Raw genomic sequence first — 25,049 nt, 5'->3', positions numbered from 1 at the left:
GATTATTGATTTCCTTGTCAGGGATTTCGTTAGTTATAAAAAAGACTTTTTAGTATATTTTACATTAAAAAAAATTACAGCGCGTAGCTTTCCAATTCCGCTTTCAGGCTCCTGAGCAAACCGGCCATCGGTTTTGCCGTGTTCATCGATCTGCACAAAACAACAGCACCTTCAACAGCAGCCACCGCTTTGAACGCAAAGGCGGCCGGATCAAGTTTGTCAGAAAACTCACCGTCTGCAATGCCTTGATTTAAAATACTCACAAACAATTCCTGTCCGTGGCGAATAATACCCGCTACCTTTTCTTTGATGGCCGGAAAATTATCATCAGATTCCACGGCAACATTAAATACAGGACATCCTCCTTTAAGGTAAGTATTCAAGGGATCCTTATAGAAATCGAGAAAAGCAAATACCTTAGCCTTTGCTGTTTTACCTTTGCTAATGGTCGATAACATCTTTTTGCCGTTGTTATCCAACATGAAATCAACAACCTGAAGGGCCAGATCTTCTTTACCTTCAAAATGACCATAAAGGCATCCCTTGGTCAGTTTTGCCGCAGCAAGTACGTCGTCTATGTTAGCGCCGGATATCCCCTTCTGATTAAAAATAGGGGCTGCAGTTTCCAGGATGAATTGCTTTGTTCTTTCCGCTTTAGTAAGCATGATCATTAGGTTTTCCGCCACAAAAATATACTAAAAGGTCTAATAAAAAAAACTTTTTAGTATATTGCCTTCAGCCGGGCCCTCGATGACCTGCTAGCAGGAGTCCGCCGAGCGGTCCTGAACCCCGCTTGAAAAGATGTGGGGCCGCAAACGACGGATCTATACGGGTTCAGCAGCTTTGCAGGGTTCTTCTACATCGATCTGTCCAGCCAGCCCGGAGCTTTGTGCATGGTATTATGCTTGCTCACTGTTTCGAATCTCAGGTAAGTATCAGATTGAAGCCGGATCTGAACGCACTGCGCTATCCTATTAAACGGTTTGACTTTGAAAAGGAAGAACATAAAGAGAGACTTTTACTCCACACCGCTTTCGCAAAAGAGGCTGTACAAATCCCTGTACGAGCCGGCCGAAAGGGCGCTAATTTGATGGCTTGTCTCCATCCGATGGCGTCTTTACCGACTGTTCCACACTGTTTTTTAGCATGTTGAAAGAGTCTTTGATAGTATCATTCTTTGAACGAAGCCTGTACACGCCTGCGGCTGTAACGGCGCCTGCTCCGGCTGCTATCCAAATGCCGACGCCCAATCCAAACCCGCTGCCGTAAATGCTTTTGAATACGCCGGCCTCCTCGTTACCGATGCTGCCTGTTGCCATCAATATCCTGGCAATGTAATAACCCGGAATTAAAAAACAGATAAATCCGGAGGCCAATACCAGGAGCCATGATTTGGAAGGAAGGTTTGCTTTTTGATCGCCGATGAATGAAAGGATCCCTGAGCAAATGAATAGAATAAATACGAGTACGCCCAAGCCATTTAGCCCGTTGACAGAGCCAAAGCCATAGCTGTACCAGGGAAGCAGACAAGCGATGATGCCCAATACCGAGCATACCAGCGCTATCTTTCTTTGTTTGTTTAGTTCCTGAAAGTTCATGATTGAAAATGTTTAAAAGTTTACATTACATCCCTTCTGTTTGTTTATATCCCGCAGGCACGGCAAACAGGCTTGTGGGAAAATTGTCGTGCGATATTTTGGTTAGGTTCATAAGCATAGACGCGTCTTTGCCATGCATTTGAAACCTTACCGGAAACCCCACGCAATCCATTTGCACCAATTTATCGGCCACGCCGCCGGTGTAAGCGATGCCCATACTTTTTGAAAAGCCTTTTACTAAGGCTGCGGGTATCGGAATGTCTTTGGTAGACCAAATATCAGTGGTGTCTGTTCCATTCAGAAAGCTTTGTACGCCACTAAGATTCGTGGTTTTTATTATTTGCCCGTGAACGCAGTTTAATCCTTGTATGGTTTCGTTACCTATTTTATTTACAATATAGGTCGTATGCTTCGTAAGGATATTGTCATCCTGATTTGTGACGGAAGTGTCGTTTTTATGGACGCTGTAGGTTTTGGCGCTGTCGTCTATAAGGATGGATTGCGTTGGGTTATTTTCATCGGCAATGCCCTCCATCAATAGTGAAGGTTTGCCGCCGCCCGTTGCCATGTACATTTCGTTCCTTAATTTTCCGGTGTGCGAAATGTACATCTTCATCAGCATATTTGCGGACATGCGTTTGCCGGTGGTAACACTCGTGTATTCTAAATAGGTATCGCTGCCCGAACCTGAAGCTCTTATATCTGCATTGGCGCCGGATGAACTATTTGCAGACGAGCCCGATTGGCAACTTTGTATGATAAAGGCGCAAAAGAAAAGTATCGTAAGATGGAGAATAGGCTTCATTTTTTTCATTTTATGGATGTTATGACTTGCGAAAGGGCAGGTGAAATTTTCCGTTCGTTATGATGATGGTTTCTTTCGAGGTGTCGGACAGGCTTCGCTCGCCGGTGAACTTTCCGGAAAATGTGCCTTCCACGTCATTCGCCGTGATTTGCGTAATATTGACATCGGCGACGTCGGCATAATGGTTTTGATTTCGAATCATTATTTCGGCAAACGGGTCGCTACTGAACGGAGCGCCACCGCCGGCGGAATGGGAAATGGCAGTAGCGCCTTTATCGTGCGCAATAATTTTAATCACCTCAGCCGGGTTCTTCCCGAAATCGGTCACCGCAATTTTCACCACTCCCTTCGCCGCATCGTTCGAAACTTCGTTGATGAAAAGATGGTTACCCGTGATCATTACAGGCCGGCCGTCTGCCTGGTATGAAACATAGGTTGCGCCGTTTGCGGGTGCGCTATTGGAAGCCGAAGCCGTTGCTGTATCGCCCTTATTGGCCGTTGCATTAGAAGTTGCATTATTGCACGCCGCGATCGGCAATATGATAAAGGCAGACATAGTTATGAAGAGTGCTTTGAATAGAGATGTCATAGAAGAATATTTAAGAATGAAGGGAATGTTATTTCTTACCGCCCATACCTGCTTTCATCAGATTGGTTATGACGCCGTTGTATTCCGTTTTTGTATAGCCGGCCGGTATTTCAAAAAGGCTATTGTCTGCGCCTATGTATATCGCTTTGGTGAGTGTCATGCTGGATGCATTGTTCTCAATAATCGTTTTTACCATAATCCCATCGGCGCCTACCTGTTTCAACGCATTTAAAAACGAAGCGTTGGCGCCCGCGGCCGTGGATGCTAATTTTTGATAGACATCATATCCCGGGACGCTTGTGCTTGTCCACATGTCCAGGGTCATTTTATGCCCTTTGATAACTACATGCTTACAAGGATACCCGTTTACGGTTTCACTGCCTATTAATTTGGCGGTATACCCGGAGCCGCCCTTATCAAGAAGGGCCTGGTCAATAATATTGAGCGAATAGGTTTTACTCTCATCATCCAGCGTGACGGTGTAATTGGGCATCTCGACGCGGCCAATCATGACAATGGGTTTTGAATCTATCTGATATCCCGCCGCCGAAGCGATCATGCCTGCCAGGTCCATTTCGCCGCGATAGCGGCCATCTTTTGTAAACCACTGTTTTGTGATGGAGGAGCTTGTTTTCTGACCCTTCTTATCGGGAATAACCGTATTGGTTATTTCATAGTAAATGCAAGGCGTATTGCCACTATTGCCGGTGTTTTTAAATGCAGCAAGCGCCTTTGCGGAATCTTCTGCCGACACGCCGTTGCCGCTCATGATGTTTCCCAGGGCTTTGGCTATCAGGTTCGAGTCGTTTGGGTTGTCCTGCGCTGCTTTTGCAAAGCCGCCCAGAACGCGGTCGTTGTCGCTTTTATCGCCGCTGTTGGGGGTGGAGGGGGTGCCGCCCTTTGTAGTGGGGTCTACTTTGTCCAAGGCCTTGTTGGTGGCATTGGAAGCAGCGTTGTTCGCTCGATTTTGTGCAGAGTTCTTTGCGCTGTTTATAACTTTTTTGAGAAATCCTCCCTGCGCATTGGCGGCGGGTATGCCTGCCAAGAGTCCCAGTAGCAGGAGCGTCAGCGTAGCTATTACCGTCCTCATATTTTAATTTTTTGGGTGAAAGAAAAAGTGTTTTTTTATTGTAATCCATATAGACCCGTGTTCTTATCTAACTGATAGTTGGCGGGAAGTGTAAACGTGGTATCGGGCGCGTCTTTTTTTGTTATGCCGGTAAGCTGTAAATGCATTTCTGCCGATTTGAAATTTACAAGGGCGCCGCTGCATCCTGCCGCCATTATTTTTTGAACTACCTGCGGGGAATGGCTTTCGAACAGGACGGGCGATACATATTGCGCGCCCGGGACATCGTTGCTATACCATTCATCATCGGTGGAATGGACGGTTTGGTGCAGGGCGGTGATCGTATAGCTCACCCGGATATGTACGCAGCTATAACCAAACATTTTTTCGTCGCCGATCTTTTGCACTTTGACCTCTGATTCATATTTCCCTCTTTCTGACAGGGGTTCCCTGTTGTATTTTTGATATTGCGAATTGAACGAAACGATATAAGCGCTGTCCTTATGGGAAAGTATGGTAGAATGCACTTTCATGTTTATTGCCGAGGATGCCATGTAACTTTCGGTGAATACGTTCCAGCCGGTGTTGTTTTTGGTATTTATATAGATATTTTTCCAGGCTCCATCCTGCTTTCCTTTTAGTGAAGAACCGCCCGTGTATTGCAATTCATAAACGGCTGCGTCGCCTTGTACGGGTACAGTATATTCGGCCGATTGTTCCGGCTTGTATTCTGCCGTATAAATTTTATCGGGGCCCCTGGTGCCGTCATGTTCAGCCTTGATCATATTTTGCGCTACCTGTTTCAACGGATTGTTATTCTTCATTTGATTGAGTTGCAGGTTCGATAGTGCGTTTGCGATGGCAGTGCCGGGGTCGCTGCTGGCATCGGCAGCGGGGACGGCGCCGGTGTGTGCGATGGAATCAGCCGTTGAGGCAGCGGGCCCTCCGGCCTGGGCAACGGAGTCAACTGCCCGAGCGACCGAGCCACTGGTCTGAGCGAAGGAGTCACTGACCTGAGCTGCGGGGGGAGTCAAAGCATTGCCTGCATCTTTTTTTTGCGCGGGGACGTTTGCAGTTTTGTGGGAATTATTTTTGCAAAATGCGGCCGATATAAGCAGCAGGGCGAGCATGGTATTGCAGGTGATCCGTCTCATGGTTTATTCAATTTTTATGATAAATTGATATGAAGTACACAACCAGCGCTGCAAGAACGAAGAAGGCAAATAGAAACAGGAACAGTGCTTTCAGCCATTTTGTCTTTTTTGCCCGTGTCATAGTTGCAATTTTGTTTGGTGATGGGGAGGGAATCAATTCCCTCCGATGAAATTCAATGGATATTCGTCCGGTGTAGCTTTTAGGGATGGATTGACTCGTGTAATCACTGTCGATTGTCCTGAAGGAATCAGCACAATCCGTATTTGAGAAGGGATAAATGCTCCTGTAAAATTGCTGAAGCTATTCTGTATGGAGTTTACGATGATTCTAAATCCATTCGCGTCGACAAATGTGCTGAGTGTATAAACACTTGAAACGCCATTACCCACATTGTTGGAGATGGAATAGGGCAATTCCATCCAGGGAGTCATGCCCGCGCTGGTTGCGGTATCGCTTGCTATACTTTTAAAATACCGGATATAACAAAGGACCAGGCCTTGATCCACGATTGCCTGCGGGATGGTAAATCCGGTGGTTTGGGCAGATGCATTATTATAAGGTAGCCAGATGGATGCCTGTAGCTGGCTCAAATAGGCCTGCCAGCTATAAGGCAGATTATTTCTCAGATGATTGTCAAACTCATAGGTGATCACATTTTTCACTTGCAAGGAGAGCCCGGTGGAAGGCCAGCCGGCAGCGGTTTTTGGCCCATAGATAATGGCGTGATTGATGTCGATGTAATAGTCGCCCGTGATGCCCGTGGAGGAAGGTGGAGCGCCTGCGCCGCTATAGATCTGGGAACCGGGTGTTCCGGCGGCGCCTTGCGAACCTTGTGGTCCTTGTGGTCCGGCGGGGCCCTGTGCGCCATTGGCGCCCTTTAGGGAAAAGGGACTTCCCCAGCCACTGGTTGTTTTCGGTCCGTAGAAGTTGCCAGTACTTTTATCGAGATAATAATCTCCGGTGTTACCGATGCTTGCAGAAGGAGCTCCGTTGCCGCTGAATATCTGACTTCCCGGTACGCCTGCCGGCCCCTGGGGTCCCTGGATCCCTTGTGCGCCCTGCAACAAAATGGGCGTGCCCCACGCGCTATTTGTTTTTGGGCCATAAAGGAGATAGCCTTGTTTGTCTAAATAAAAGTCCCCGTTGTTCCCCAAGGAGGTGGCTGGGGCTCCCGTGCCGCTGTAGATCTGCGAGCCGGGTGTTCCGGCGGCCCCCGGAGGACCCTGCGGACCTGCCGGCCCTTGCGTGCTGCCGGAGCCTTTTAGGGAAAGAGGGGTTCCCCAACCGCTGGCGGTTTTGGGGCCGTAGAGATCTCCGGTATTGTCATCGAGATAATAGTCGCCATTTTTGCCTACAGAGGTGGCGGGGGCGCCTTTGCCGCTGTAAATAATGCTTCCGTCCTGCCCGGCAGGGCCAACTGCGCCCGCATTGCCCTGGGGACCGGGAATACCCTGCGGACCTTCCTTGCCGCAGGAAAAGAACAGGAGGCTGATGATCGTTGCCGATAGGACTATATTTTGTTTCATAACCATATTTTATTTGTTCAGAGATCCGTTGTTGAAAAAGTCAGGTGTTCTGACGATGATTTCTTCCGAACGACTGCTTTCGGCATCATGCGTGCTTGTGCTGGTGATATAGTAGTAATAGGTGGAATTGCCGGTAACCGTGTCGTCGGTGAAGCTGTAAGCGGTTTTTGCAGAAACGCTCACGGTTTTTAAAAGGGTTATTTTTCCAGCGTTTTTTGCGCGATAGATCTGATATTCTTTTATCGGGGTATTAATGGACCCGCCCCAATGCAACACGACCTTATTACGCTGGAGATATGCATGGACAGCGCCCGGGGGCAGGGGTTTATTTAGTCTTGCCTCTATATGAACGGGGGTGCTTGCCGCGCCTGCCAGGTTTGCCGCGCTAAACGCGCGCACTCTATACCAGCGTGTGTCGCCTTCGCGTAAGGTATCTGTAAATTCATTGCTCAGGCAGAGCCTTAGCATATCAGCAGAGGAGGTATCGGAGGGATTTGACTGCTTATACACTTTATAGGCTGAAACGCCCTGAACCTCCCTTTGCATATCTCGCCAGGTGAGACTGACTACCGAATCGCTTAACCAAACAAAACGCAAACCCGTGGGAGCCGGTAGTTTGTTTGTGACATCCGCCCTGCTTGTTGCAATATTTGAATATGGACCCTGTATGGATGCTTTAGAAACGGGCACCACTGCGTAATAGAAAGATGTTTGCCTGTTACCTGCGGTGGTATCGATATATACGGGATCGGTGGAGTCGGCGGCCGGCAATATCAACCCGCTGACCAATTGCAACTCATGCGGAGAGGACGATGAACGGAATACTTTGAAGCCCTGTATGTCTTTTTGGTCGGGGTACCGCCAGGTTAATTTTATGCCTTTACCGGTGGAAGAGGCGTCCAGATCAGTGACCGGCAATATATCCTTCCAGCCTGTGTACATCCCGGATACACGGGCGGTGGGAAGAGAGTAATTGAATGCGCCCTGTACGATCAATTGATAAAAATATCGTTGCCCGGGCTGTACATTTTTATCGATGTAGGTGGTGTCTTTTACGGGCGCTAATGAAATCAAACTATATCCTGTATCATAGGTCGCGCTCCTTAATACCATGATATTCTGCAGGCCGGATTTGTTCGCCGGCGCTGCCCAGGCGAGTTTTATACCGGCGGAGTCGGGCGTGGTATGGAAGTTATAAACGGCAGGCACATTTTGTCTGCCGCCTGCTTTCAGCCGAACCGTATCGGAATGATTGCCCGTATTGCCCAACGGGTCTTTTGCGACTATAAAGTAATCATACGTAATGCCGGGCATCAAGGTGGTATCCAGCACCAGGAATATAACGGAATCGCCGTGAGCGGTATTCCAGAACCCTTTTGATGCGTTGATTTTTTGAAAATCGCCTGTGTTGCCGGACTGTTTGCGGTAGATGTCAAAAAAATCGGGTCTGTTGGCGGCGGATAACTCCCATTGCATCCTTGCGCTGTGCTCGCCCGGCATCATTTGCAAGAATTGCATTTTGGAAAATTGGGGATGCGCATATGCAAAGGTCACCCAACCTGTTTCGACCGGCCTCGAGGAGTCGGCAAATACAAAACGGTATTTGTACTTCATTCCCGGCACGGCCGAAGTATCTAAAAAGCTCCAGCCAGCCGCCAGGTGAAAGACCGGGAAAGGAAAATCGATCAACGACCTGTTTTGGGCGCCTGCATATATTTTCCATAAGGTGTCGGAAAATGCTTTGGAAGGAAAGCTATTGTCCGGCAAGCGGGCGGCATTGGCTATCATGCGTTGCCGCAATTCGTTGTTATTGCCGCAGGGCGCATAATTCCCGATGTATATGAAGGCGCCGTTTCCATCCTGCTGACGATATATTTTGTAGGAGGTGGCACGGGGCAATTGCCCCAGCTGGATATACATACCCGAAGGAGACCCCGTCAGGACCGGCCGCCCGCCTTGTTGCGCGGAAGCCTGGAAGCCGGCTAAAATGATGTATATCGATACGATGAATTTCTTCATGATCCAATTTTTGTTCATTTTAATAATCGAAATCATTGTTGGCCGAGCAATTGCCGCCGCCCTTTTGAAGGCCAAAGTCAATTCCCTTTTTCTCGCATGCGCTGCCTGTACATAAAGAAAGCCAGGCCAGGAAGTTCACCGAGACGCTTCCGCTAGTGGCAGCCGGGCCGACGCCACAGGCGGCCGATACCCCCAACGTTGCCGAAGCGCAGGCCCTTCCACTGAATGTCATCCCATTGCGACCGTTTGTCGCCGTCATTTTTATCCCTTCTTCTACATCTACATTGCCCGATATCTGGCATAAGCCCGAGGTGATCTTTGCATAGACATTTCCAAATGCCATGGCGCCCAATCCTATTTGCTGCGACTGATCCCCGAAGTTGGCATAGACCCTCGCGTCGAATCCTGCGCTGGCGGCTACTTCAAAATCGACTACTGTAAAGTCAAATCCAAAGGAGGTTTCGGGGATAATGTCCTTTCTTCCGGTGAAGAAAAAGCCGTGGATACCCTGCGCATAGGTTTTTGGTAGTTTATGTACATAAGAATTTTGCGTGACCCTGCTTTCCAGGGAAGGAGAGATCTCGGGGTAATTGCCGACGATCATCCCCGCGCTGAGGGGGAATATCAACGGATGAATAATAGGCGAGGTCGGCAGGTCGACACCCAGGCCTGCATAGAAATACCAACCCCGGGGATCCATCAGCATTTCGACGGACGGATGCTGTAATACGACTGCGCCGAAATTGAGGTCGTTCATGGTAAGGGAGCCGGTGATCCTTTTATTGGGCAGATCGAAGTCGAATTTCATTCCCTGGAAGGTGCTGCCCAAGCCATCGGCGGCATTGCTTATATTGTCAACAGGGATGGATTGTTTGGCTCCGCTGAGCGTCTCATTGGCGACCATTTTTAATTTATCTGTCGCAGCCTGCTGTGCATCGATTCCCGTGAAGCCGTTGAGGACGCCATTCAGCCGTGCAAGCGAGCCTGCCGGATTATTGTTGAAGTCTTTGATCGCGTCCATGCCTTCTCCTACCAGCCGCCATTTGGCGGCAATACCGGCTATCTGCTGGTCGCCCAGCGGTATCGCTTGCTGCAAGGTGCTTCTTGCCTGATTGAGGCCACTAACAATAGTGTTGCGCGCGTCGTTGATCGCCCCCTTTACATTATCCTGTGCGCCGTCCGCGAAATCCTGCGCCTGGTTGAGCGCATCGCCTGCCAGCACTTCTGCCTGTTGCTTTATATTTTGCTGCAGGTAGAGCAGGCTTGGGCCGGCATCTCCGGAAGCCCCGACGAGGTCATTTGCCCCGTTGTACACCATGCTGACCAGCATGCTTTTTATTGGGGTGGGAACGCCGGGTACGGTCATGTCTCCCGAAATACCGATGCCATAAGGATTGTTCAATTGCTGCGGGCCATTCGTTTTAAATTGTGTTCCGCCATCTCCGCTAAAGGAGAAGCTAAGCGGATCAATGGTCAATTTATTGGTATGCAGCTTGTCGTTATTCACTTTATAGAAAGTGAAATTGCCGTTGATATCGTTTGGCAGGCGCGGAATGCCCAGGTTCACGCTGCCGCCTATCTGCAAACGATCCTCCAGACTGAATAAACTGGCAGGTGTAAACTGCATTTGATTGTAAAAGGTTATGGGCTTCATGTTGGGATCAAATGAAAAGAGCTGTTCGCCATCGCTCAATTGTGACAGGAATTGAATATTGAATCGCTGGGTCGGATTGGTCATTCCATCCAATCCTCCGAAAAAGGCAACGTTGCCGGTGTTGGAGCTGAGCGAAAATTTGTAGTGCCCCAGGCCCGGAACCGTGCCTACATCGGGATCGTACACAAATACTACATTGGGCGAGGGGTATAATTTTAATTTGGAGGCGCCGCCGCCGATGGTGAGCAGCCCGTTCTGCGCGGCCCGGATCAATGCATCGCCGGTGAGGGAATTACAGCTCAGGCTGGCGTAGGGAGCGCCGGAGATGATGCACATTTTGGTAAAGGGCAGATCCACCAGGCCTGTTCTCAGGACGCCATCTTTCAGCAATATGCCGCCGGATTGTGGAGACAGTTCCCAATTGCCGCTCTGCACTTTCCATTTTTCCAAAGTAAACGAAGCCGAGTCGTTATTTACCAGGCTGTTAAGCGAGCTGTGTGTGAGAACGGCCTTGCCGGCGTGGAATTGCAACGGGATATTTCCTTCGAGGGTAGTGGAGATATCCAGGAACAGGTTTACGCTATCGCCCATGATAAAGGACTCGCGGGAGCCGCTGTTGGCCGTTGTTCCGTCGAATCCAAGGTATTTAAAGCGGATGCCGTTGGCGTTCTTGTCGGTGAGCGAGAACTTTGTGAATTTATATTTTGAGCCGTCGGACGTGAAGACCGGGATAAATAATTTATTTGCCGAAGCAGAGCCATAGTTACCCAGGTAAAAATCTGCGTCAGAAATGGTCATATAGCTGGTCGGAAAATTGAAGGAATTATCCACTACGTGCGCGGTGGCCGCCAGTGTGCCGGAAGTATCCGTATTGCCTTTGGCCACGAAGAGATTGCCCCCATCCTGTCCTGTCAGTTCGCTGTTGAATACTTTGAACAGGCTTACCGTAATATCCCGGCTGTCGAGCAGGATGGAGTCATTTACGGGTACGGCGACAGGGATGCCTGCCTGGTTCCTGGCGCCCGAGGGTTTCAGGCGAAGTGAATGGAAGGAAATAGCGGCCTGCGGGTGCAGGACGGTCTGCATACTAAAATTTTCGTTCGCAGGAATATTGTATAGTTCACCGTCGGCGGTATACGTGCCGTCCTTGTTCTTCTGCAATTTTTCCAGGCGTGTGTCGAACCCATAAATGCGTGATGCATCCAGGTCTTTGAGGGTTTGTATTACGAGATTCAGCGGCTGGTTTTCGTTAGCGACTATGACTTTTTTAATGTCGCCGATATAGGTTTCACCGGGCGAGGAAAAGGTAGCCTTAACGGTAAAGCTGTCCTTCGAGTTGTCCGAGGTGTTGAAGGTGGAGGCCCCGGGAACGCCGATGAGCCGGTAGGAACCATCGGAGGCGGATATGGCGGATATGTCGCTGTTGGAGCCGACGCCCTGATCGAGGTATACAAATGCATTTTTCACGGGCTGGTTGTTTTCGGCGAAGGTTACTTTACCGGTGATGATCTCTCCCGGATCTACTATTTCATTTAAGAATGTCGTGTTGCCGTCGTCATCGCTGAAGAAGTTCGCCGATCTCGAGACAAATACCGGCAGGGCCGGATTTGAACCGGCGGTGGACTGGGGCTTTACCCGTAAGGTGAAGTTGTGTGTCGAATTGTTTATGAATTCGAAATAGGCGTTGCCGTCATTGCCGGTGGTATCGGTGGATCTTGTATCTGTAATTCCGTCGATGGATACGATGGCGCCGTTGACCCCGCCCTCGCCGAGGGTTACGTGCACCATGATTTTGTGTACCCGGCGTTTGAGCCCGAATGTCCCCAGATTTTGGCCCGCGCTTTTTGGCGATACGGCAAAAGTTTGGGTGATATATGCCGGATCGTAGGGCATGATGACGATCGAGTCCGGGGCTGCGGGGAGGTCTATGTCGAAGCGTTGTGCATTGTATTTTTCAGCTGTACGTGTTGTGGGTTTTACGGAGACAGGATGAAAGTAGGGGCTGTTCGACGAACTGTTGTTATGTGCATTGTTTATGGCCATGATGTAGTTATCCAGGTATCCTGCGGGTGCGGTAGTGGTTTTATTCCTGCTGAGCTGTGATACATTTCCGCGCTTATCGGTGGTGACATTCAACCCGCCGAATGTGTAGTTTTGCGGTCCGGTGGTGGTGTTGTTTTGTGTTGCCGGAGAATTGATGGCGGCTGTTTTTATACCCTGATCGATCATCTGAGCATACAATCCTGCATAGGGGCTTTGTTCATTTGCTTTGTTTGCGTCGCCGCTATAGCTGTAGGTGTCGACCCATCTTCCGTTGATCTTTAATTTTACGCGCGCGGTGACGGCTTTTGTCGTATCCTGTGCATCTGCCACGTAGCCGAAGGAGTTGGCGCCCAGGGGCTCCAGGGGGATCGGATCGGTATAGGATTGGGTTCCATACGGGAGCCGGCTGATTTTCAGCGAATAGGTTTTATACCCCGGCGCAGATATGATCAATGTCGAGCCAATCGCGGGGTGCGTACTGGTGTCGCTATAGAACTGGCTGTATTCTTTGACATCGAAATACCCGTTGTTGTCTGTAGTAGCCCAGAAATTGCCCCAGACATCACCCGCATCATCTGCCCTAACATATACGGCTATGTTGGGAATGCCAAGTGTCGAGAATTTATCTATTACGCGGCCGGCAATGCGGGGCGGGGCCAATTTCGCCAGCAGATAGGCATCTGCTTTTTTGGTCGGATCGAGATCTTTATTGAACAGTACCGGGACATAATTCGGGCTGTTGGTATTGTATATGGCATTTGGCAGGGTCTGGTCTTCCCAAAATCCCTGAACGGTTTTCCGGAGGTTTGTATAATAGTCCTGAGTATAGCCATTCTTCGGATAGTTGAGATTAGCGGTGCGAAAGGTAATCGCTCCCTGCCTGGCGGTGGCTTCTGCATCGGCCTGTACCAGGATATCATCGGCGCCGGCATCCAGGCTTACGGGCATGCCTGTGAATAGGGCTGTCCCCGTGTTATCTGTTTCCTGATCTCTCTTTAACAGGTAAGCGTCCCCCATACTCAGGTTTGGTGAGGGGCTGTAAGCTATCATCAGGGTGTTTTTGGACGAGCCTGATCCGGAGCTGCCGGCTGTGGAGTTGCCGTATACAGGCTGTTGAAACGGGTCGGCTATCGTATTGATATCGGCTCCCGGCTTTTCCGGGCGTTGAGTGGCGTAGGCGTTGTTTTGATAGCGATAGATATGTATGGGTACATTGCCAAATGCATCACCATTATCCTTTATCACATGCACTACGAGGTTGTAGGTGTGGACAAAGGAGGTGAGGGTTCCGCAGCTATAGCTGCTCCAGGGCTGAGCGGGGATATTGTCATCCGGGGCGCAGTAATACCCTATCTGCGGCACCAGGCGATACACACGCATTACCTGGCCATCCGTCTGTTGACGCAGGTCGCCGCTGCCCGTATAGGCTCCGCCGGGGTAGATCTGCATGGTGCTGTCTATATTTTCAAAGTCGAAGGTGAAATGGCCCAGTGCGTCGGTGGTTACGGTCTGTACTACTTTTCCATTGTCGGAGCCCTGGAGGAATTGCCCATTCTCGTAGATACTGGCATTGCCGGGCATTGGCTCAAAATCGTCGATCGTTGTATGGCCGGGGGTTAATGTCACTGAGTTGGCGGAGGGTGGAATGAGCATATAGTCTTTGCCGTCCGCGCCATTGCCGGCGCCGCCCTTTGCGCCAAGGTCCATATTGGCGTAACGGCCGATGACCCCGCGATAATAGGCTACGGGAGAGGCGGTGTTGCCGGATGAGGACGAATTATTCCGGGGCGGGGGCGTATTGTTTTTCTTAACGAGGTAAACTACCTCCAGGCTGACGGCCATATTGGCATAGGGGCGGGCGGGTGTCGCGCCGTCGTTCTTGTAAGCGTATTGCAGCGTGCCTGTCACCTGTGTGTGCGGTGCGGCGATCAGCTCTTTTTTCAACGATAGTGTGGCCGTATCGTTCTGACCTTTGTAATTCCAGTCTGACCAGGAGTCTGTTGATTTGTCCGGGCCGGGATTCGTCGAGGCGTATGGAGGAGTATTTTGATCCGTCCTTTTGCTAAATAGTGCATCAGCCTCGTCAAAGAGCAGCGTCCAGTCATTTGAATTTATTGCCTGAACGGGTGAAACGGGCAGAGAAGAAGAGATCGGCACTCCTCCTTTCTCCAGGCAGACAATATAGTCTTCGGCCGTCGAGCCTGTATTTTTGAACAAACGCGGGAAGCTTACGGTGTTTTGTTTTTCGCTGGTGGAATCACCGACATTATCCGGCGTGACGCCCTGGGCGATCAATACTTTGTCCCCTATCTCTTTCCAATCGCGTACGCTGTCGAGCAGGCTTCCTTCATACAATGGAATTTCCAGGTTTGGGTTCTTTTTATTGGCTGTCAGCCGATAGATCTTTATTTGCGCGCCCTGTGCATAATTCCCCAACTGATTGTTAAAGGCTTTGCGCACATTCACATTCAGCGTATAGCTGTTGGCGTCCAATACGAGATTGGTAACGTCTTTTATGCCGCCCGGCAGGATCTCGAGATATTCCGTGGAAGCTTTATAGTGCGGGTTGGCAGTAATCACTTTGTACAGGCAGGCTACCTGCCCTCTTAATGCGGGGCTTATACCAATAGGGTTGCCAGTTTGCCGGTGGTATATCTCGAGAGTGTCCTGGCAGGTGGTGGCGGCCAGCATAGTCCACTTAGCGTCGGGAACAATTCCTGAGCTATCCAAGGTGGTCATGTTATAAGTGAGCTCAAAATTTCCGGCCTTATCTGTTTGCGTGGTGAGCCCCTGAAACATTCGAGGATAAACCGGCAAAGAGGCTTGTTCTTCCAATGAAAGCGGCATATAGGATCTTATGCTGTCTTTGGGGTCGGTAGTGACTTTCGCGTATACTTTTTCCAGATAGATCCATTCGCGGGAGACAGGGAATACCAGGCCGCTGGTATCATTGTCAAACCGATAGGATAATTTTCCTTTCACCATCGTTTTATGCGAGGGCAATGTATCTCCGGCGGAGGTCCAGGCTGTTGTTGTATAGGTTGGCTGACCGGGCCGATAGGCGATGGCCGCGATCTGGCTATAACCCTGATTGGCTATTTCGAGGGGACTGCCGGGTGTGGGCGTGAAGTTGGCTTTGACGCGGATAATGTATTGTTGCCCGGCAACCAGGATATGCGAATATTTCAGGGTATCCAGCAAAAATGTCGTAGTGGGGATATATTGCTGGCGGAATACAAAGGGGTTATTGATGGCATCGGTGACTGTCTGGCCGGGGAAAACCTGACGGATCTCCAGATCATAGGTAAGTGGGCCGAGGGGCAGTCCGCAGGTGGTGGCGGGTGGCGTCCATGAGAATTGAATTTGCGGGGAAAGGGGTGTAAATGGCTGAAAGGAACTATTGGACTGCAGTAGGGTAGATACCGGGAGGATAAATTGCGGCGCCGGCGCCGTATAGCAAATGGTAAAATAGGCGCAGCCCGTGCCGGGTGCGGAAAGGGGGGCAGTAAACCCGGGCTTGTCGTAATCGTAGGCCGTTACGCAAACGCGATAGGTGCCTTCCGGGAGCTTGAAATTTACGCCTGTCTGTCTCAGTGTGGACAAGTTGAGATTATCATAGATCAGGGAGTTCTCGTTAAAATTTCCGAATGCGTTTTGAAGCATTTGCCGATCTGCCATCGTCATTTGCCGCGGGCTGATGACAATCGGCTGGACGGGGACAAAATCAGGACGGAGCTTGACGCCCATCGGCGAGGGTGAAACTCTTTCGATGCTGCCGTAAAGTTTTATATGCAGCTGGAAATTGCCGGTGTTCATCAGCGTGATGGACAGGTGGCTGGTTATATCCTGGTTCAATTGTCCAATGTGTTGACCCTGTATATCCGCCTTGATTTGCGGCAAGTATGGGGGTATGGGTTGCACTACATTTGTCTGGACGACTACCGGGTATGTCTGGGCATTTGTATGGATGCAATGAACCATGCCAATGGCAAGGAGAGAGAAAATTTTACGACCTATATATGAATAGTACTGCTTCATAGCTTCTTTTTTAAAGGCGGCAGGCATAGGTTAGGCCGCCCGACAGGTTTTTGCTATTCACGGCAATAGGAATATGGTTCACGACATTTAGCGGGTTGAGATTTACGGGTGGCGTCAGAATATAGCTGAGATAAAAGCCGAATGAATGTTTTTGCAGGCTGTAAGAGCTGTTGAAAGAGAACGTGGTGTTATTTGCCACTGTGCCGTTGGCGCTGCTGTTTACAAAATAGCCTGCCGATGCCTGCGTCATGAGATTGTGCTGTTTTAACATTTGCACGCTTGCGCCGGCATTCAACCCAGCGGACCGATATACATTGTTTTGTTGTTTGTATTGGGTATATACCAGGCTGCCGTTGATGCCCCAATATGCCTGTGAAAAGAATAATGCATAGCTTGCCGATGAAGAGAAGCTTTGCGTACTTGCCTGCGCCGTCGTGGCGGGGTTTTTGTCATTCAGGTCGGTGTAATTGGCGCTGATGCTTATTGTCTGCTGATGATAGGAATTGGAGAAGGTAAATACCGGAGACAAGGCAGCATTCCACATGACCTGGTTCATTTTTACAGAATCGGTCAGATGCAGCAACCCATCCTTTTGAAAGACGTTTACGCCGGTGATGCTGATGTTCAGATTGGCATGCTGGCTTAAAAAGGCGTTTAACCCGAAATTGCCTGTCCGTGTCTGCAAGGAAGAGCTAAGCATGTGTTCAAGATTGTTGTGCTGGCTGTTGGCAGCGGCATTGAGGCTTAGCTTCCCTTTGAATAGTGAGGCTGCCGCGGAGGCTGAGATCATTTCCACATCGTTCAGCATATAAGGAACGCCCAGGGACAAAAAATCGGGCGCGATGCGTCTGTATCCGGCGGACGCATTGAAGCTGTTCAGGACCAGTACCAATTGGGCCTGACCCGAATAGCTGACCGTAGAGCTATAATTTATGGGGTTGATGCTTTGCACCAGCGAGGGGACCTTTACGTAGCCGATGGAATCAATCCGCTGATAGTACATGTCCCTGTTCAAAAGGCTGATGGCGAGATCGCCGGTGAGGGTCAGCCTTTTGAAGAACATAAAATGCCAGGAGCTTCCGATCACCGTATTTTCCATTGGCAGGATAGTGGTAAGGCTATCGTGATATCTTTTTATGGACGCGGTGTCATCTTGAGCGTGAAAAAACTGGAAGCTGATATTTTCGTTACTGCTGCCATATCCTAATTTGACTCCGTAGCCTTTTCTGCCGTACTGGGGCTGGATATTTCTATTAAAAGCGGTGTCTTCATTGATGGCTTTATTCAATCGCCCGTAGAATGCGCCGAGGTAGAATTTTCCGGGAGTTAGCTCGATGCCGGCCCCCAAAAAGCTTTGCCCGTCGAAGGTAAATGGCGAAAAGGAGATGTTGCGGTAGCCCAGGTGAAGTCTTATCCATTTATACGAGGGGCTGATCCCGAATTGTGTAAATGGCGAAGTATAGCTTTTTGAATACTGCGTAATAACGAAGGAGAAGGGCAATGCTATGCCATAGAGCGAGGGTGTTAAATTCCCATAGATGTTCCAGGCAAAGGGGTCCTGTGTCTTGTATTGCTGGTTGGACGAGTAGAAGTTGAGGCCGGCACCGATGCTGCCATAAAGCGCGACCGGTTTTTGGGGTTTCAGAGAGCTGAAATCCTGCGCTTTTGCACCAATAATGGCTGTGTTTATCAATAAAATAAGTATGCTGAGTGTTTTGGTGCGCATGGGCCCTTTTATCAATTATTAAAATTGGGGAGCCCGTCGCCCATTTTTTTCAATAGTCGATGAACGTACACAAGTAATCGACAAACGAAAGGGGAGAAACCGGTTGATCGCGGCAGACTGCTGGAATAGCTATTAGTGTCCAATCCGGGTCAAGAGCGCCCCGCACGATAGTGCGGGGCGCTTGTGTGTTTGGTTGCGATGCGAGAGAGCCTCGACCAGGTCCTTTTTGGGGGACGGGGTTCTCATGAGCCAATGTCGTGCGGTGATCCGCCGTTTCTGCGTGGCAAAACCCGGTATTTGCTACAAAATGTCCAGATCGCGAGCCACATAATAACTTGGCACCAGTGGCCTGAAGCCGGTTGTGTTCCTGAGTTTCGAAACATCCAGGATGCCTTCGAACGGATCGCTTAGCGGGCCTTCTTCCGGATCAAACGTATCCCTTGTTCGGCCAACCGAGCCGGCCAATTCATACAATGTGATCGGCGCATCATCTGCCAGGTTGAATGTCTCGCCATTCAGCCCATCGGTATGAAGCAGCAACATTAGCGCCTGGGCCACATCCAGGTGATGGACCATATGCATCCTTGAGCCGGAGTGGCGTTTCATTTTTTTCAGCAGGGGGATGATCTCTTCGATATGAGGGTCTTTATCCCCATACACAAATCCTAAACGCAACACCCGCACGTCAAATCCTTTGGTTTTGTAAAGGGAAAGAAGTTCGTGTTCCGCAGCGATCTTGCTGGAGGAGTATGCCCTAGGATCATTGCTATTTACCGGATCGTCTTCTCTGGCTGGATGCCCATAACCCGACCCATATACATTGCCTGTGCTGGTGAAAACGAATCGTTTCACCCCCGCTGCCAATGCGAAATTGGCCAGCGCCGTGGTTCCCGCATGATTTGTCCTGATAATGCCTTCGTTGTCGGTAAAGCTGCGAAAGAAGGCGGCAATATGAATAACCGCATCGATATCCTTTACCGCAGCAGGCAATGTGGCCGCATCATTTAAATCGCCTGTGACAACCTCGGCGCCGAGGTCAGCCAATGCCGTTGCTTTGGCGGCGTCGCGTACCAATAGTCGAACGTCATAGCCCTTTGCCAGTGCCCGGGAAGCAAACCTGCTCCCTACTTTTCCGGTAGCACCTGTAATTAATATTTTTTTCATCCGGCAAAGCTCGGGCTAATCGGGCAGCACCGCGTAACGAAGATCAAACCAAATAGTATGATCTTCAAACCTTTCCCTTTCTGAGCGAATTAGGAGTAAAGCCAGTTACCCGTTTAAAAAAGTTGTTAAAATAAGTCGGATACTCAAACCCCAGGCTATAGGCGATGTCCGCCACGCGCCAATCGGTATACAATAACAACGCTTTCGCTTCTGCGGCAATACGTTCGGTTATGTGTGCGGTGGTTGGTTTGCCCGTGACTTCTTTTACGGCGCGGTTAAGATAGTTCGTATGCACGGAAAGGGCTTCCGCGAAGTCTTGCGGCGTCCTTAGCCGGAGCGGCTGTTCCGTATTGTCGATGGGGAATTGCCTTTCCAATAGATTTATAAACAACCGGGTTATCCTGGCGGCCGCATTATTGCGTTGCTGCCCATTTGCGGGCGGCTGAATTCTTAGCCCTTCGTGGATAATGAGTTCTATACAGTTCCTGATCAGTTCGTCCTTTCGATCATAATTACTGTCGTGTACCGCCAGCATCTTTTGAAAGAGACCGGTAATAAAGGCGGCCTGTTCTTTGTCCAACTGTATGATGGGCGTCCCATCCGACCGGAATAAGGGGGAATTTTGCAACACCTCTTTCCGCTCTCTGCCTGCAATAAAAGTTTCCGTGAAAAGGCAGGCATACCCTTCTCGTTTTTTTGCGCTACGGACAATAGAATGCGGGATATGAGGATTGACGAAGAACAGAACCGTGCCGGCTATCTCCATCACCTTATCGCCATAATAAAGGGTCATATCGCCGGTTACCAGGCCCATTTTATAAAAATCACGCCGGCCATGGGCAACTGCGCGTTGGCCGGCGGCGTCGGATGGATTTACGGTTTCAGATATTTGGTGGACCTTAAAGCCCTTTAGCTTCAGATCCTTTGTTACGGATTCCGGAACGTTTGTTATGGTTCGTGTCGGCATTGGGCAAAAGTATGAAAATCAAACTATTTAATTGGCCGTGACCGACGCGAATATATTATTGGGGGAAGTGTCCAATCCGGGTCACGAACGCTCCGGATCGTTATCATCGAATCGCCTGATAGCCATCACCTTTTCACGCATTCACTTGGAGTAATTTACTGCCTTCGGATAAGTTATGCGGGTAATTAAGAAACTAACAAAGACTTTATTGAAGGTTGTATCAACCGCAGCAGGAGTTGTCGGACTCTATTTACTTTTTAATCTATTGGCATTTCACAAACCAAGGAAACTGGATAGCCGGGAATTGGATCGCTATGTGGCGGAAGTGAACGATTCTTCAAGCGACCCTTTTCGATTCGTCGCCAATAAATTCGACACCCATTCCATTGTATTCCTTGGAGAGCTGCACAAGAGAGAACAGGACCTTCATTTCTTCCGTGACTTAATCGGGTATCTGTATAGGGAGAAACATATTCGAATCATAGGATGGGAATTTGGGGCAGCCATTGATCAAAAAGACGCGGACAGCGTCGTCAATGCCGCGGCCTTCGACAGGAGAAAGGCAATCGGAATTTTGCGGAACAACAGTTTCGATTGGTGTTACGAAGAATACCTCGAGATTTTCAAGGAGGTATGGAAAATCAATAGAGAAATCCCGAATGACAGGTATAAGATCCGGTTCCTGCAGCTGAATAATCCTTATGTCCCCCGAAAACGATTTTCACGGGTGGACAGCATTCGCCGGCAAGATGAAAAATCCAATTTTGATAACTTTTTCCCGGGCATCGTAGAAAATGAAGTGATCAAGAAGGGCCAAAAAATACTTATCTACTGCGGTTTACATCATTCCCTCAGCAAGTTTTATACCCCCAAATTCTTTTTCTTAAAGGACCATGGCCGGGGTGGTCAGTATTTATACGAGAAATATCCGAGTCAGGTCTATCAAATCGCCCTGCTGATGCCATTTCCCTCCCGATGGATGCTTTTGCGCGGAAGCGCTACACGCGGAAGTGTCTACCCGTTCGACGCGGTTTTCAATCAAATGTATGACTGCCTAAAGAGGCCGTTCGCCGTTGGTTCCGACAATCCGGTCTTCGGGCATATCCGCGACTATAATAGCTTTTATGAGTTCGATAGTTGGCGAGGTGTAAAATTGAGCGACTTTTGCGATGGGGTAATCATGACCGCTTCCTTCGGCAGCATCCGCCCGGTGCATATTATAAAAGATTGGGTAGTAGACGAGAAGGAGCTGCAGGAAGTGAAAGATGTATTGCCGGAAAGCGACACAAGCCGGATCAAGACCATCAACGACCTGTACCGGTATATCGATGCCGGGGAAAGCTTAAATACCATTAGGATGATGCATGATCTTAAGCCGTTCTACAGGCCTTAGGGATGGGTCTCGAAACGCCCTGGCCGACAACGACGTAGCAGCCTTTCATCGTTTTACCGAACAAACCGAGGTCTTACACGGCCAGCTGCACGAAGCCTTCTTTAACAGCCTCTTCACCGGGTCCCGGTTAAACAAAGACGAGTATGACCATTTGCCCCGGTTCTCGTATCGCCGGAGCCCGCTTCCCGTGTCCATCCTGGCTTGGGAAGACACCGGCATACAAATCTCACTATTCTCCATCATACTGCCGCTACTTCGACATACGCATTCATGAAAAGAATACGATTCAACTTTTTGATCGCGCTCTTTGCATTCGGCATATCCATTTCAATAAATCCAAACCGAAGGGACCGGCCGGTCCTCGCGTCGCGTTCGATATGGGAAAATTGCACGTGGCCGAAAGGCAGGAACAAATGGGCCAATTGGTGCGCCGTCGTCATTTCGCTTAAATTGCCGATGTAGATCTGCATAGTGGAAGATTTAATGAGGGAGCTTATATGTGCGAGCTGACGATGGGATGGAAAGGCAGATCAGACTATAAGGAGCCAATAAAAGGAAAAGATACCAATTAATCCGGGTATCAGCAAATATTATTTTTGTCTTCCGAAGGCTTTTGGGATTTGATCATTCGGGCGTTGGATATTCTTCGCCCCGTTCGAATGCTGCGAATGCAGCGCGGGCCTCCTGCAATATATCATCCGGAAGCCTGTCCATTTTCAGCTTCTCCCAGGTGATGGTGGCAGGATTGAATTGATCGGGGTTTTGATGATGATTTCGCAGATAATCGCGTTTTTCCGAAGGCCAGCGTGGCTGTTGCTTTTCAAAGAATCCGATGAATTTCGCGTCAACCTGGTCAAGATTTCTTTTCAAGAGTTCGATACCGGTATATTTCTTCATTATGTACTAAGATAGCTTTCGGTGAAGATGAGTAAAATTATCCAGATCCGAAGCCTTTTCTTTGGATGTTGATATCAATGCCGTGTGTTATCGCTGTGAATAAGTCCGTGTTGGTTGTAATTTTCAGATTGAAAAGTTAAGAGAGAGATGAGGAGGCAATATGCCGGTTAAAGTTACGCACTTCAAAATAAAACCCCGAAACTCATTTAATAAGACTACATTACACTACCATCTCTTCCGGCAACGATCATTTTTTCCGCCTAAGGTTTTCCAGTAATAGTTTAAAACGATCACTTTTTAAAATGTTAACTATGAAACTTTCCGAGTTTATTTTATTGAATGAACAAGAAAAAAAATCGACTGTCCTTCACAGGGGTGTTCTTCTCGCCAAGAGAAGCAGCGTTGACTCCATGGTGTTTTTGTTCCAGCTCGGCAGTTATTATGTGGAAGCGTATTGCAATTCCGCGAATAAGGCGATCGAAGAGTACAGGATGTTTGAAAACATCGGGGTGCTGCAGCCTTATCTGGACGCCATTCCACTCGATCAGCTGCTGAACTGAGCGTGGCATCGGTGCAACATTCATTATCCCGTTCTTTGCAACGGGATAATTTATTTTTGGCCGTCCCGGAGAGAAGCTGTATCTTCACACTGTTAATTTGAGTTCTGCATTTGTATCCGCTAATTTATCCCGCCTCACAATCAGGATTTCTTATCCCTTACATTGTTTGCTTTTCTCATATCTTTTACTTTTCAATTGTTTAGTATGAACATTTATGTTTCTAATTTGAGCTTCAACGTACAGGATGAAGACTTAAGAGAATTTTTTGCTCCTTATGGTGAAGTGACCTCCGCGAAAGTTATCATGGACAAAATAACAAACCAGTCCCGCGGGTTTGGTTTTATCGAAATGCCCGATGAGGCAGCTTCAAGAAAGGCGATCGCCGAGCTGGATGGCGCAACCATCGAGAACAGGACCATCAAGGTGAACGAAGCCAGGCCTAAGGAGGATAGACCGTCTCGCAATGAGAACGGCCGTAATTACAACAACGCCAACAGCTACAATAAAAACAGGTATTAATATCGTTTGAATTGAGTTTAAAAGGTCCGGTCCGCCGGGCCTTTTTTCGTTTTGCATTTTTCCAATTGTATTTTACCAAATCGTTGGCGATTTTATCGAGGTTAAAGGTCTATCTTCACCGGGTTTGAATCTCTCGCGTATAATAACGGCCCATCCCGCTCCGCATCGGAGCCGTCTTCACGTTTTGATGCTTTGCTCTTGTTCCGATATTCCAAAAACGACTTCGTATTATGAAAAACTCATTTATCGATAATCTCCTCTATGCTCCCTCTTATGGCTGGAAAGATCAAAGTGACAAACTCGTTGTGCCCACCTCAAAGCAACTTTGGTCGGAGGCAGTTTCCCGAATCAATATTTTCAGGTCGCGGAGGAACTGGATATCTTTCGTAAGCTTCCTTATGCTCGCCGGCATGGTCCCCTTTTTGTTCCTATTTTTATTCAAATACTTTTCCTGGTATTTGCTGATCGCCATTGTCGTTTACAGCATGGTCGTTATGGGTACGCACGGAACCATCTGGTTTCACCGGTATTGCACGCATAAGTCCTATGGATTTCGTCGTCCGATATGGCGCGTCATTACGCAGAACCTGGTCATCAAAACCATTCCGGAAGAGATCTATGTGATATCGCACCATGTTCATCATTGCAAATCGGATGAACCGGGAGATCCTTATAATCCACAAGCCGGATTCTGGTATTGCATGCTGGCTGAATACAATCACCAGAGAATTTCACCGGATCTGGATGAGGAGGCTCACAAAAAGGCAATGCGGCTGATGGACCATACGGGTGTTCAATTGAATTCTTACAAACAATATCAAAAATGGGGTTCCCTCTCTTCGCCGGTGTACACGATCGCTATCTGGTTGCTGAACTGGACCTTTTGGTTTACTGTGCTCTTTCTTATAGGCGGAGCCGCGCTTGCCTGCGCCATCTTCACGGCGGCCATGCTCTGGTTTACATTGGTCCGGGCTTTCAATTACACCGGCCACGGGGGCGGTGAGAAAAAGCACCGCGAGGGTGTCGATTTCGATCGAAGCAATCTCTCGATCAATCAGTCGAGGCCGGGATTGCTTGCGGGTGAATGGCATAATAACCATCACCTCTTTCCCGGGAGCGCCCGTGCAGGATTTCTTCCAGGGCAGCTGGACCTCGCCTGGGTGTATATTTATACGTTGCGTAAGCTCAGGATGGTTTCCTGGTACAAAGACTCAAAAAAGGAGTTCTTGAAAAAATACGCTGCCGGCGCGCGCCGAACGGAAAGCCATTCGGGATTCTGACCCCGGAAGGGCGGTTTTTTTTATTTTTGTAATCGATTACAATTTTC

19 protein-coding genes are annotated in these 25,049 nt (G+C 49.0%); 5 read left to right on the top strand and 14 right to left on the bottom strand.

Features of this window, described 5'->3' with window-relative positions:
* Nucleotides 1-74: 74 nt before the first annotated feature.
* From VHE34_RS06300 to VHE34_RS06245, 12 genes are all read right to left on the bottom strand, one after another.
* Nucleotides 75-665 (bottom strand): TetR/AcrR family transcriptional regulator, encoded by a 591-nt coding sequence (locus tag VHE34_RS06300; RefSeq protein WP_325585802.1) that lies wholly within the window; start codon nt 663-665, stop codon nt 75-77.
* Nucleotides 666-1,082: 417 nt separating this feature from the next.
* A complete protein-coding gene (locus tag VHE34_RS06295) occupies nt 1,083-1,598 on the bottom strand; it encodes a hypothetical protein (RefSeq protein WP_325585800.1) in 516 nt (171 codons plus the stop codon).
* 25 nt (nt 1,599-1,623) lie between these two features.
* The gene (locus tag VHE34_RS06290; protein WP_325585798.1) at nt 1,624-2,403 is read right to left on the bottom strand and encodes a DUF4412 domain-containing protein; all 780 of its coding nucleotides are present in this window, start codon (nt 2,401-2,403) and stop codon (nt 1,624-1,626) included.
* 19 nt (nt 2,404-2,422) lie between these two features.
* On the bottom strand, nt 2,423-2,992 hold the full coding sequence (locus VHE34_RS06285) for a hypothetical protein (RefSeq protein ID WP_325585796.1): 570 nt from the start codon (nt 2,990-2,992) through the stop codon (nt 2,423-2,425).
* 28 nt (nt 2,993-3,020) lie between these two features.
* Entirely contained in the window at nt 3,021-4,037 is a 1,017-nt protein-coding gene (locus VHE34_RS06280; RefSeq protein ID WP_325585794.1) for a DUF4412 domain-containing protein, read from the bottom strand.
* An 80-nt stretch (nt 4,038-4,117) separates the two neighbouring features.
* Nucleotides 4,118-5,215, bottom strand: a complete 1,098-nt coding sequence (locus VHE34_RS06275) for a DUF4412 domain-containing protein (protein ID WP_325585792.1) — start codon at nt 5,213-5,215, stop codon at nt 4,118-4,120.
* Between the two features lie 153 nt (nt 5,216-5,368).
* Nucleotides 5,369-6,742 (bottom strand): hypothetical protein, encoded by a 1,374-nt coding sequence (locus VHE34_RS06270; RefSeq protein WP_325585790.1) that lies wholly within the window; start codon nt 6,740-6,742, stop codon nt 5,369-5,371.
* Nucleotides 6,743-6,751: 9 nt separating this feature from the next.
* Nucleotides 6,752-8,530, bottom strand: a complete 1,779-nt coding sequence (locus VHE34_RS06265) for a hypothetical protein (RefSeq protein WP_325585788.1) — start codon at nt 8,528-8,530, stop codon at nt 6,752-6,754.
* A 250-nt stretch (nt 8,531-8,780) separates the two neighbouring features.
* Entirely contained in the window at nt 8,781-16,313 is a 7,533-nt protein-coding gene (locus VHE34_RS06260) for a carboxypeptidase-like regulatory domain-containing protein (RefSeq protein ID WP_325585786.1), read from the bottom strand.
* 193 nt (nt 16,314-16,506) lie between these two features.
* Nucleotides 16,507-18,222 (bottom strand): hypothetical protein, encoded by a 1,716-nt coding sequence (locus VHE34_RS06255; protein WP_325585783.1) that lies wholly within the window; start codon nt 18,220-18,222, stop codon nt 16,507-16,509.
* 300 nt (nt 18,223-18,522) lie between these two features.
* Nucleotides 18,523-19,386, bottom strand: coding sequence for an NAD(P)-dependent oxidoreductase (locus VHE34_RS06250; protein WP_325585781.1), 864 nt, complete (start codon nt 19,384-19,386; stop codon nt 18,523-18,525).
* A gap of 64 nt (nt 19,387-19,450) precedes the next feature.
* Nucleotides 19,451-20,200, bottom strand: coding sequence for a helix-turn-helix domain-containing protein (locus VHE34_RS06245; RefSeq protein ID WP_325585779.1), 750 nt, complete (start codon nt 20,198-20,200; stop codon nt 19,451-19,453).
* Nucleotides 20,201-20,618: 418 nt separating this feature from the next.
* Here VHE34_RS06245 and VHE34_RS06240 point away from each other — a divergent pair, with 418 nt between their 5' ends.
* Together VHE34_RS06240 and VHE34_RS31100 are read left to right on the top strand one after the other, a co-directional pair.
* Entirely contained in the window at nt 20,619-21,746 is a 1,128-nt protein-coding gene (locus VHE34_RS06240) for a hypothetical protein (protein WP_325585776.1), read from the top strand.
* A complete protein-coding gene (locus VHE34_RS31100; protein WP_414709851.1) occupies nt 21,718-22,020 on the top strand; it encodes a DUF3526 domain-containing protein in 303 nt (100 codons plus the stop codon). Before VHE34_RS06240 ends, VHE34_RS31100 begins: the two co-directional genes overlap by 29 nt.
* Here VHE34_RS31100 and VHE34_RS06235 read toward each other — a convergent pair.
* Together VHE34_RS06235 and VHE34_RS06230 are read right to left on the bottom strand one after the other, a co-directional pair.
* On the bottom strand, nt 21,986-22,216 hold the full coding sequence (locus tag VHE34_RS06235) for an RNA-binding protein (RefSeq protein ID WP_325585774.1): 231 nt from the start codon (nt 22,214-22,216) through the stop codon (nt 21,986-21,988). The two genes, VHE34_RS31100 and VHE34_RS06235, sit on opposite strands and share 35 nt — an antisense overlap.
* A gap of 154 nt (nt 22,217-22,370) precedes the next feature.
* Nucleotides 22,371-22,643: a hypothetical protein gene (locus tag VHE34_RS06230; RefSeq protein WP_325585772.1), complete on the bottom strand. Its 273-nt coding sequence runs from the start codon at nt 22,641-22,643 to the stop codon at nt 22,371-22,373.
* Between the two features lie 311 nt (nt 22,644-22,954).
* Between VHE34_RS06230 and VHE34_RS06225 the strand changes: the two genes are divergently transcribed.
* The 3 genes from VHE34_RS06225 to VHE34_RS06215 all read left to right on the top strand — a co-directional run bounded on the left by VHE34_RS06225 (nt 22,955) and on the right by VHE34_RS06215 (nt 25,002).
* Nucleotides 22,955-23,203 (top strand): hypothetical protein, encoded by a 249-nt coding sequence (locus VHE34_RS06225; protein WP_325585770.1) that lies wholly within the window; start codon nt 22,955-22,957, stop codon nt 23,201-23,203.
* A gap of 204 nt (nt 23,204-23,407) precedes the next feature.
* Nucleotides 23,408-23,722: an RNA-binding protein gene (locus VHE34_RS06220; RefSeq protein WP_325585768.1), complete on the top strand. Its 315-nt coding sequence runs from the start codon at nt 23,408-23,410 to the stop codon at nt 23,720-23,722.
* Between the two features lie 230 nt (nt 23,723-23,952).
* Nucleotides 23,953-25,002 (top strand): fatty acid desaturase, encoded by a 1,050-nt coding sequence (locus VHE34_RS06215; RefSeq protein WP_325585766.1) that lies wholly within the window; start codon nt 23,953-23,955, stop codon nt 25,000-25,002.
* Nucleotides 25,003-25,049 lie beyond the last annotated feature (47 nt).

It is taken from the genome of Puia sp. (assembly GCF_035546395.1).
In the GTDB taxonomy this organism is placed as follows: domain Bacteria; phylum Bacteroidota; class Bacteroidia; order Chitinophagales; family Chitinophagaceae; genus Puia.
The sequence above is the reverse complement of the archived record's forward strand: the minus strand, read 5'-3'. Positions and strand labels throughout refer to the sequence as shown.

Bases quoted from the DNA above. Each gene is read 5' to 3' on its own strand.
- VHE34_RS06300 (WP_325585802.1), bottom strand. From the start codon at position 665: ATGCTTACTAAAGCGGAAAGAACAAAGCAATTCATCCTGGAAACTGCA.
- VHE34_RS06295 (WP_325585800.1), bottom strand. From the start codon at position 1,598: ATGAACTTTCAGGAACTAAACAAACAAAGAAAGATAGCGCTGGTATGC.
- VHE34_RS06290 (WP_325585798.1), bottom strand. From the start codon at position 2,403: ATGAAGCCTATTCTCCATCTTACGATACTTTTCTTTTGCGCCTTTATC.
- VHE34_RS06285 (WP_325585796.1), bottom strand. From the start codon at position 2,992: ATGACATCTCTATTCAAAGCACTCTTCATAACTATGTCTGCCTTTATC.
- VHE34_RS06275 (WP_325585792.1), bottom strand. From the start codon at position 5,215: ATGAGACGGATCACCTGCAATACCATGCTCGCCCTGCTGCTTATATCG.
- VHE34_RS06270 (WP_325585790.1), bottom strand. From the start codon at position 6,742: ATGAAACAAAATATAGTCCTATCGGCAACGATCATCAGCCTCCTGTTC.
- VHE34_RS06265 (WP_325585788.1), bottom strand. From the start codon at position 8,530: ATGATAGCCAATGCCGCCCGCTTGCCGGACAATAGCTTTCCTTCCAAA.
- VHE34_RS06255 (WP_325585783.1), bottom strand. From the start codon at position 18,222: ATGCGCACCAAAACACTCAGCATACTTATTTTATTGATAAACACAGCC.
- VHE34_RS06250 (WP_325585781.1), bottom strand. From the start codon at position 19,386: ATGAAAAAAATATTAATTACAGGTGCTACCGGAAAAGTAGGGAGCAGG.
- VHE34_RS06245 (WP_325585779.1), bottom strand. From the start codon at position 20,200: ATGGGCCTGGTAACCGGCGATATGACCCTTTATTATGGCGATAAGGTG.
- VHE34_RS31100 (WP_414709851.1), top strand. From the start codon at position 21,718: ATGATCTTAAGCCGTTCTACAGGCCTTAGGGATGGGTCTCGAAACGCC.
- VHE34_RS06235 (WP_325585774.1), bottom strand. From the start codon at position 22,216: ATGCAGATCTACATCGGCAATTTAAGCGAAATGACGACGGCGCACCAA.
- VHE34_RS06230 (WP_325585772.1), bottom strand. From the start codon at position 22,643: ATGAAGAAATATACCGGTATCGAACTCTTGAAAAGAAATCTTGACCAG.
- VHE34_RS06225 (WP_325585770.1), top strand. From the start codon at position 22,955: ATGAAACTTTCCGAGTTTATTTTATTGAATGAACAAGAAAAAAAATCG.
- VHE34_RS06220 (WP_325585768.1), top strand. From the start codon at position 23,408: ATGAACATTTATGTTTCTAATTTGAGCTTCAACGTACAGGATGAAGAC.
- VHE34_RS06215 (WP_325585766.1), top strand. From the start codon at position 23,953: ATGAAAAACTCATTTATCGATAATCTCCTCTATGCTCCCTCTTATGGC.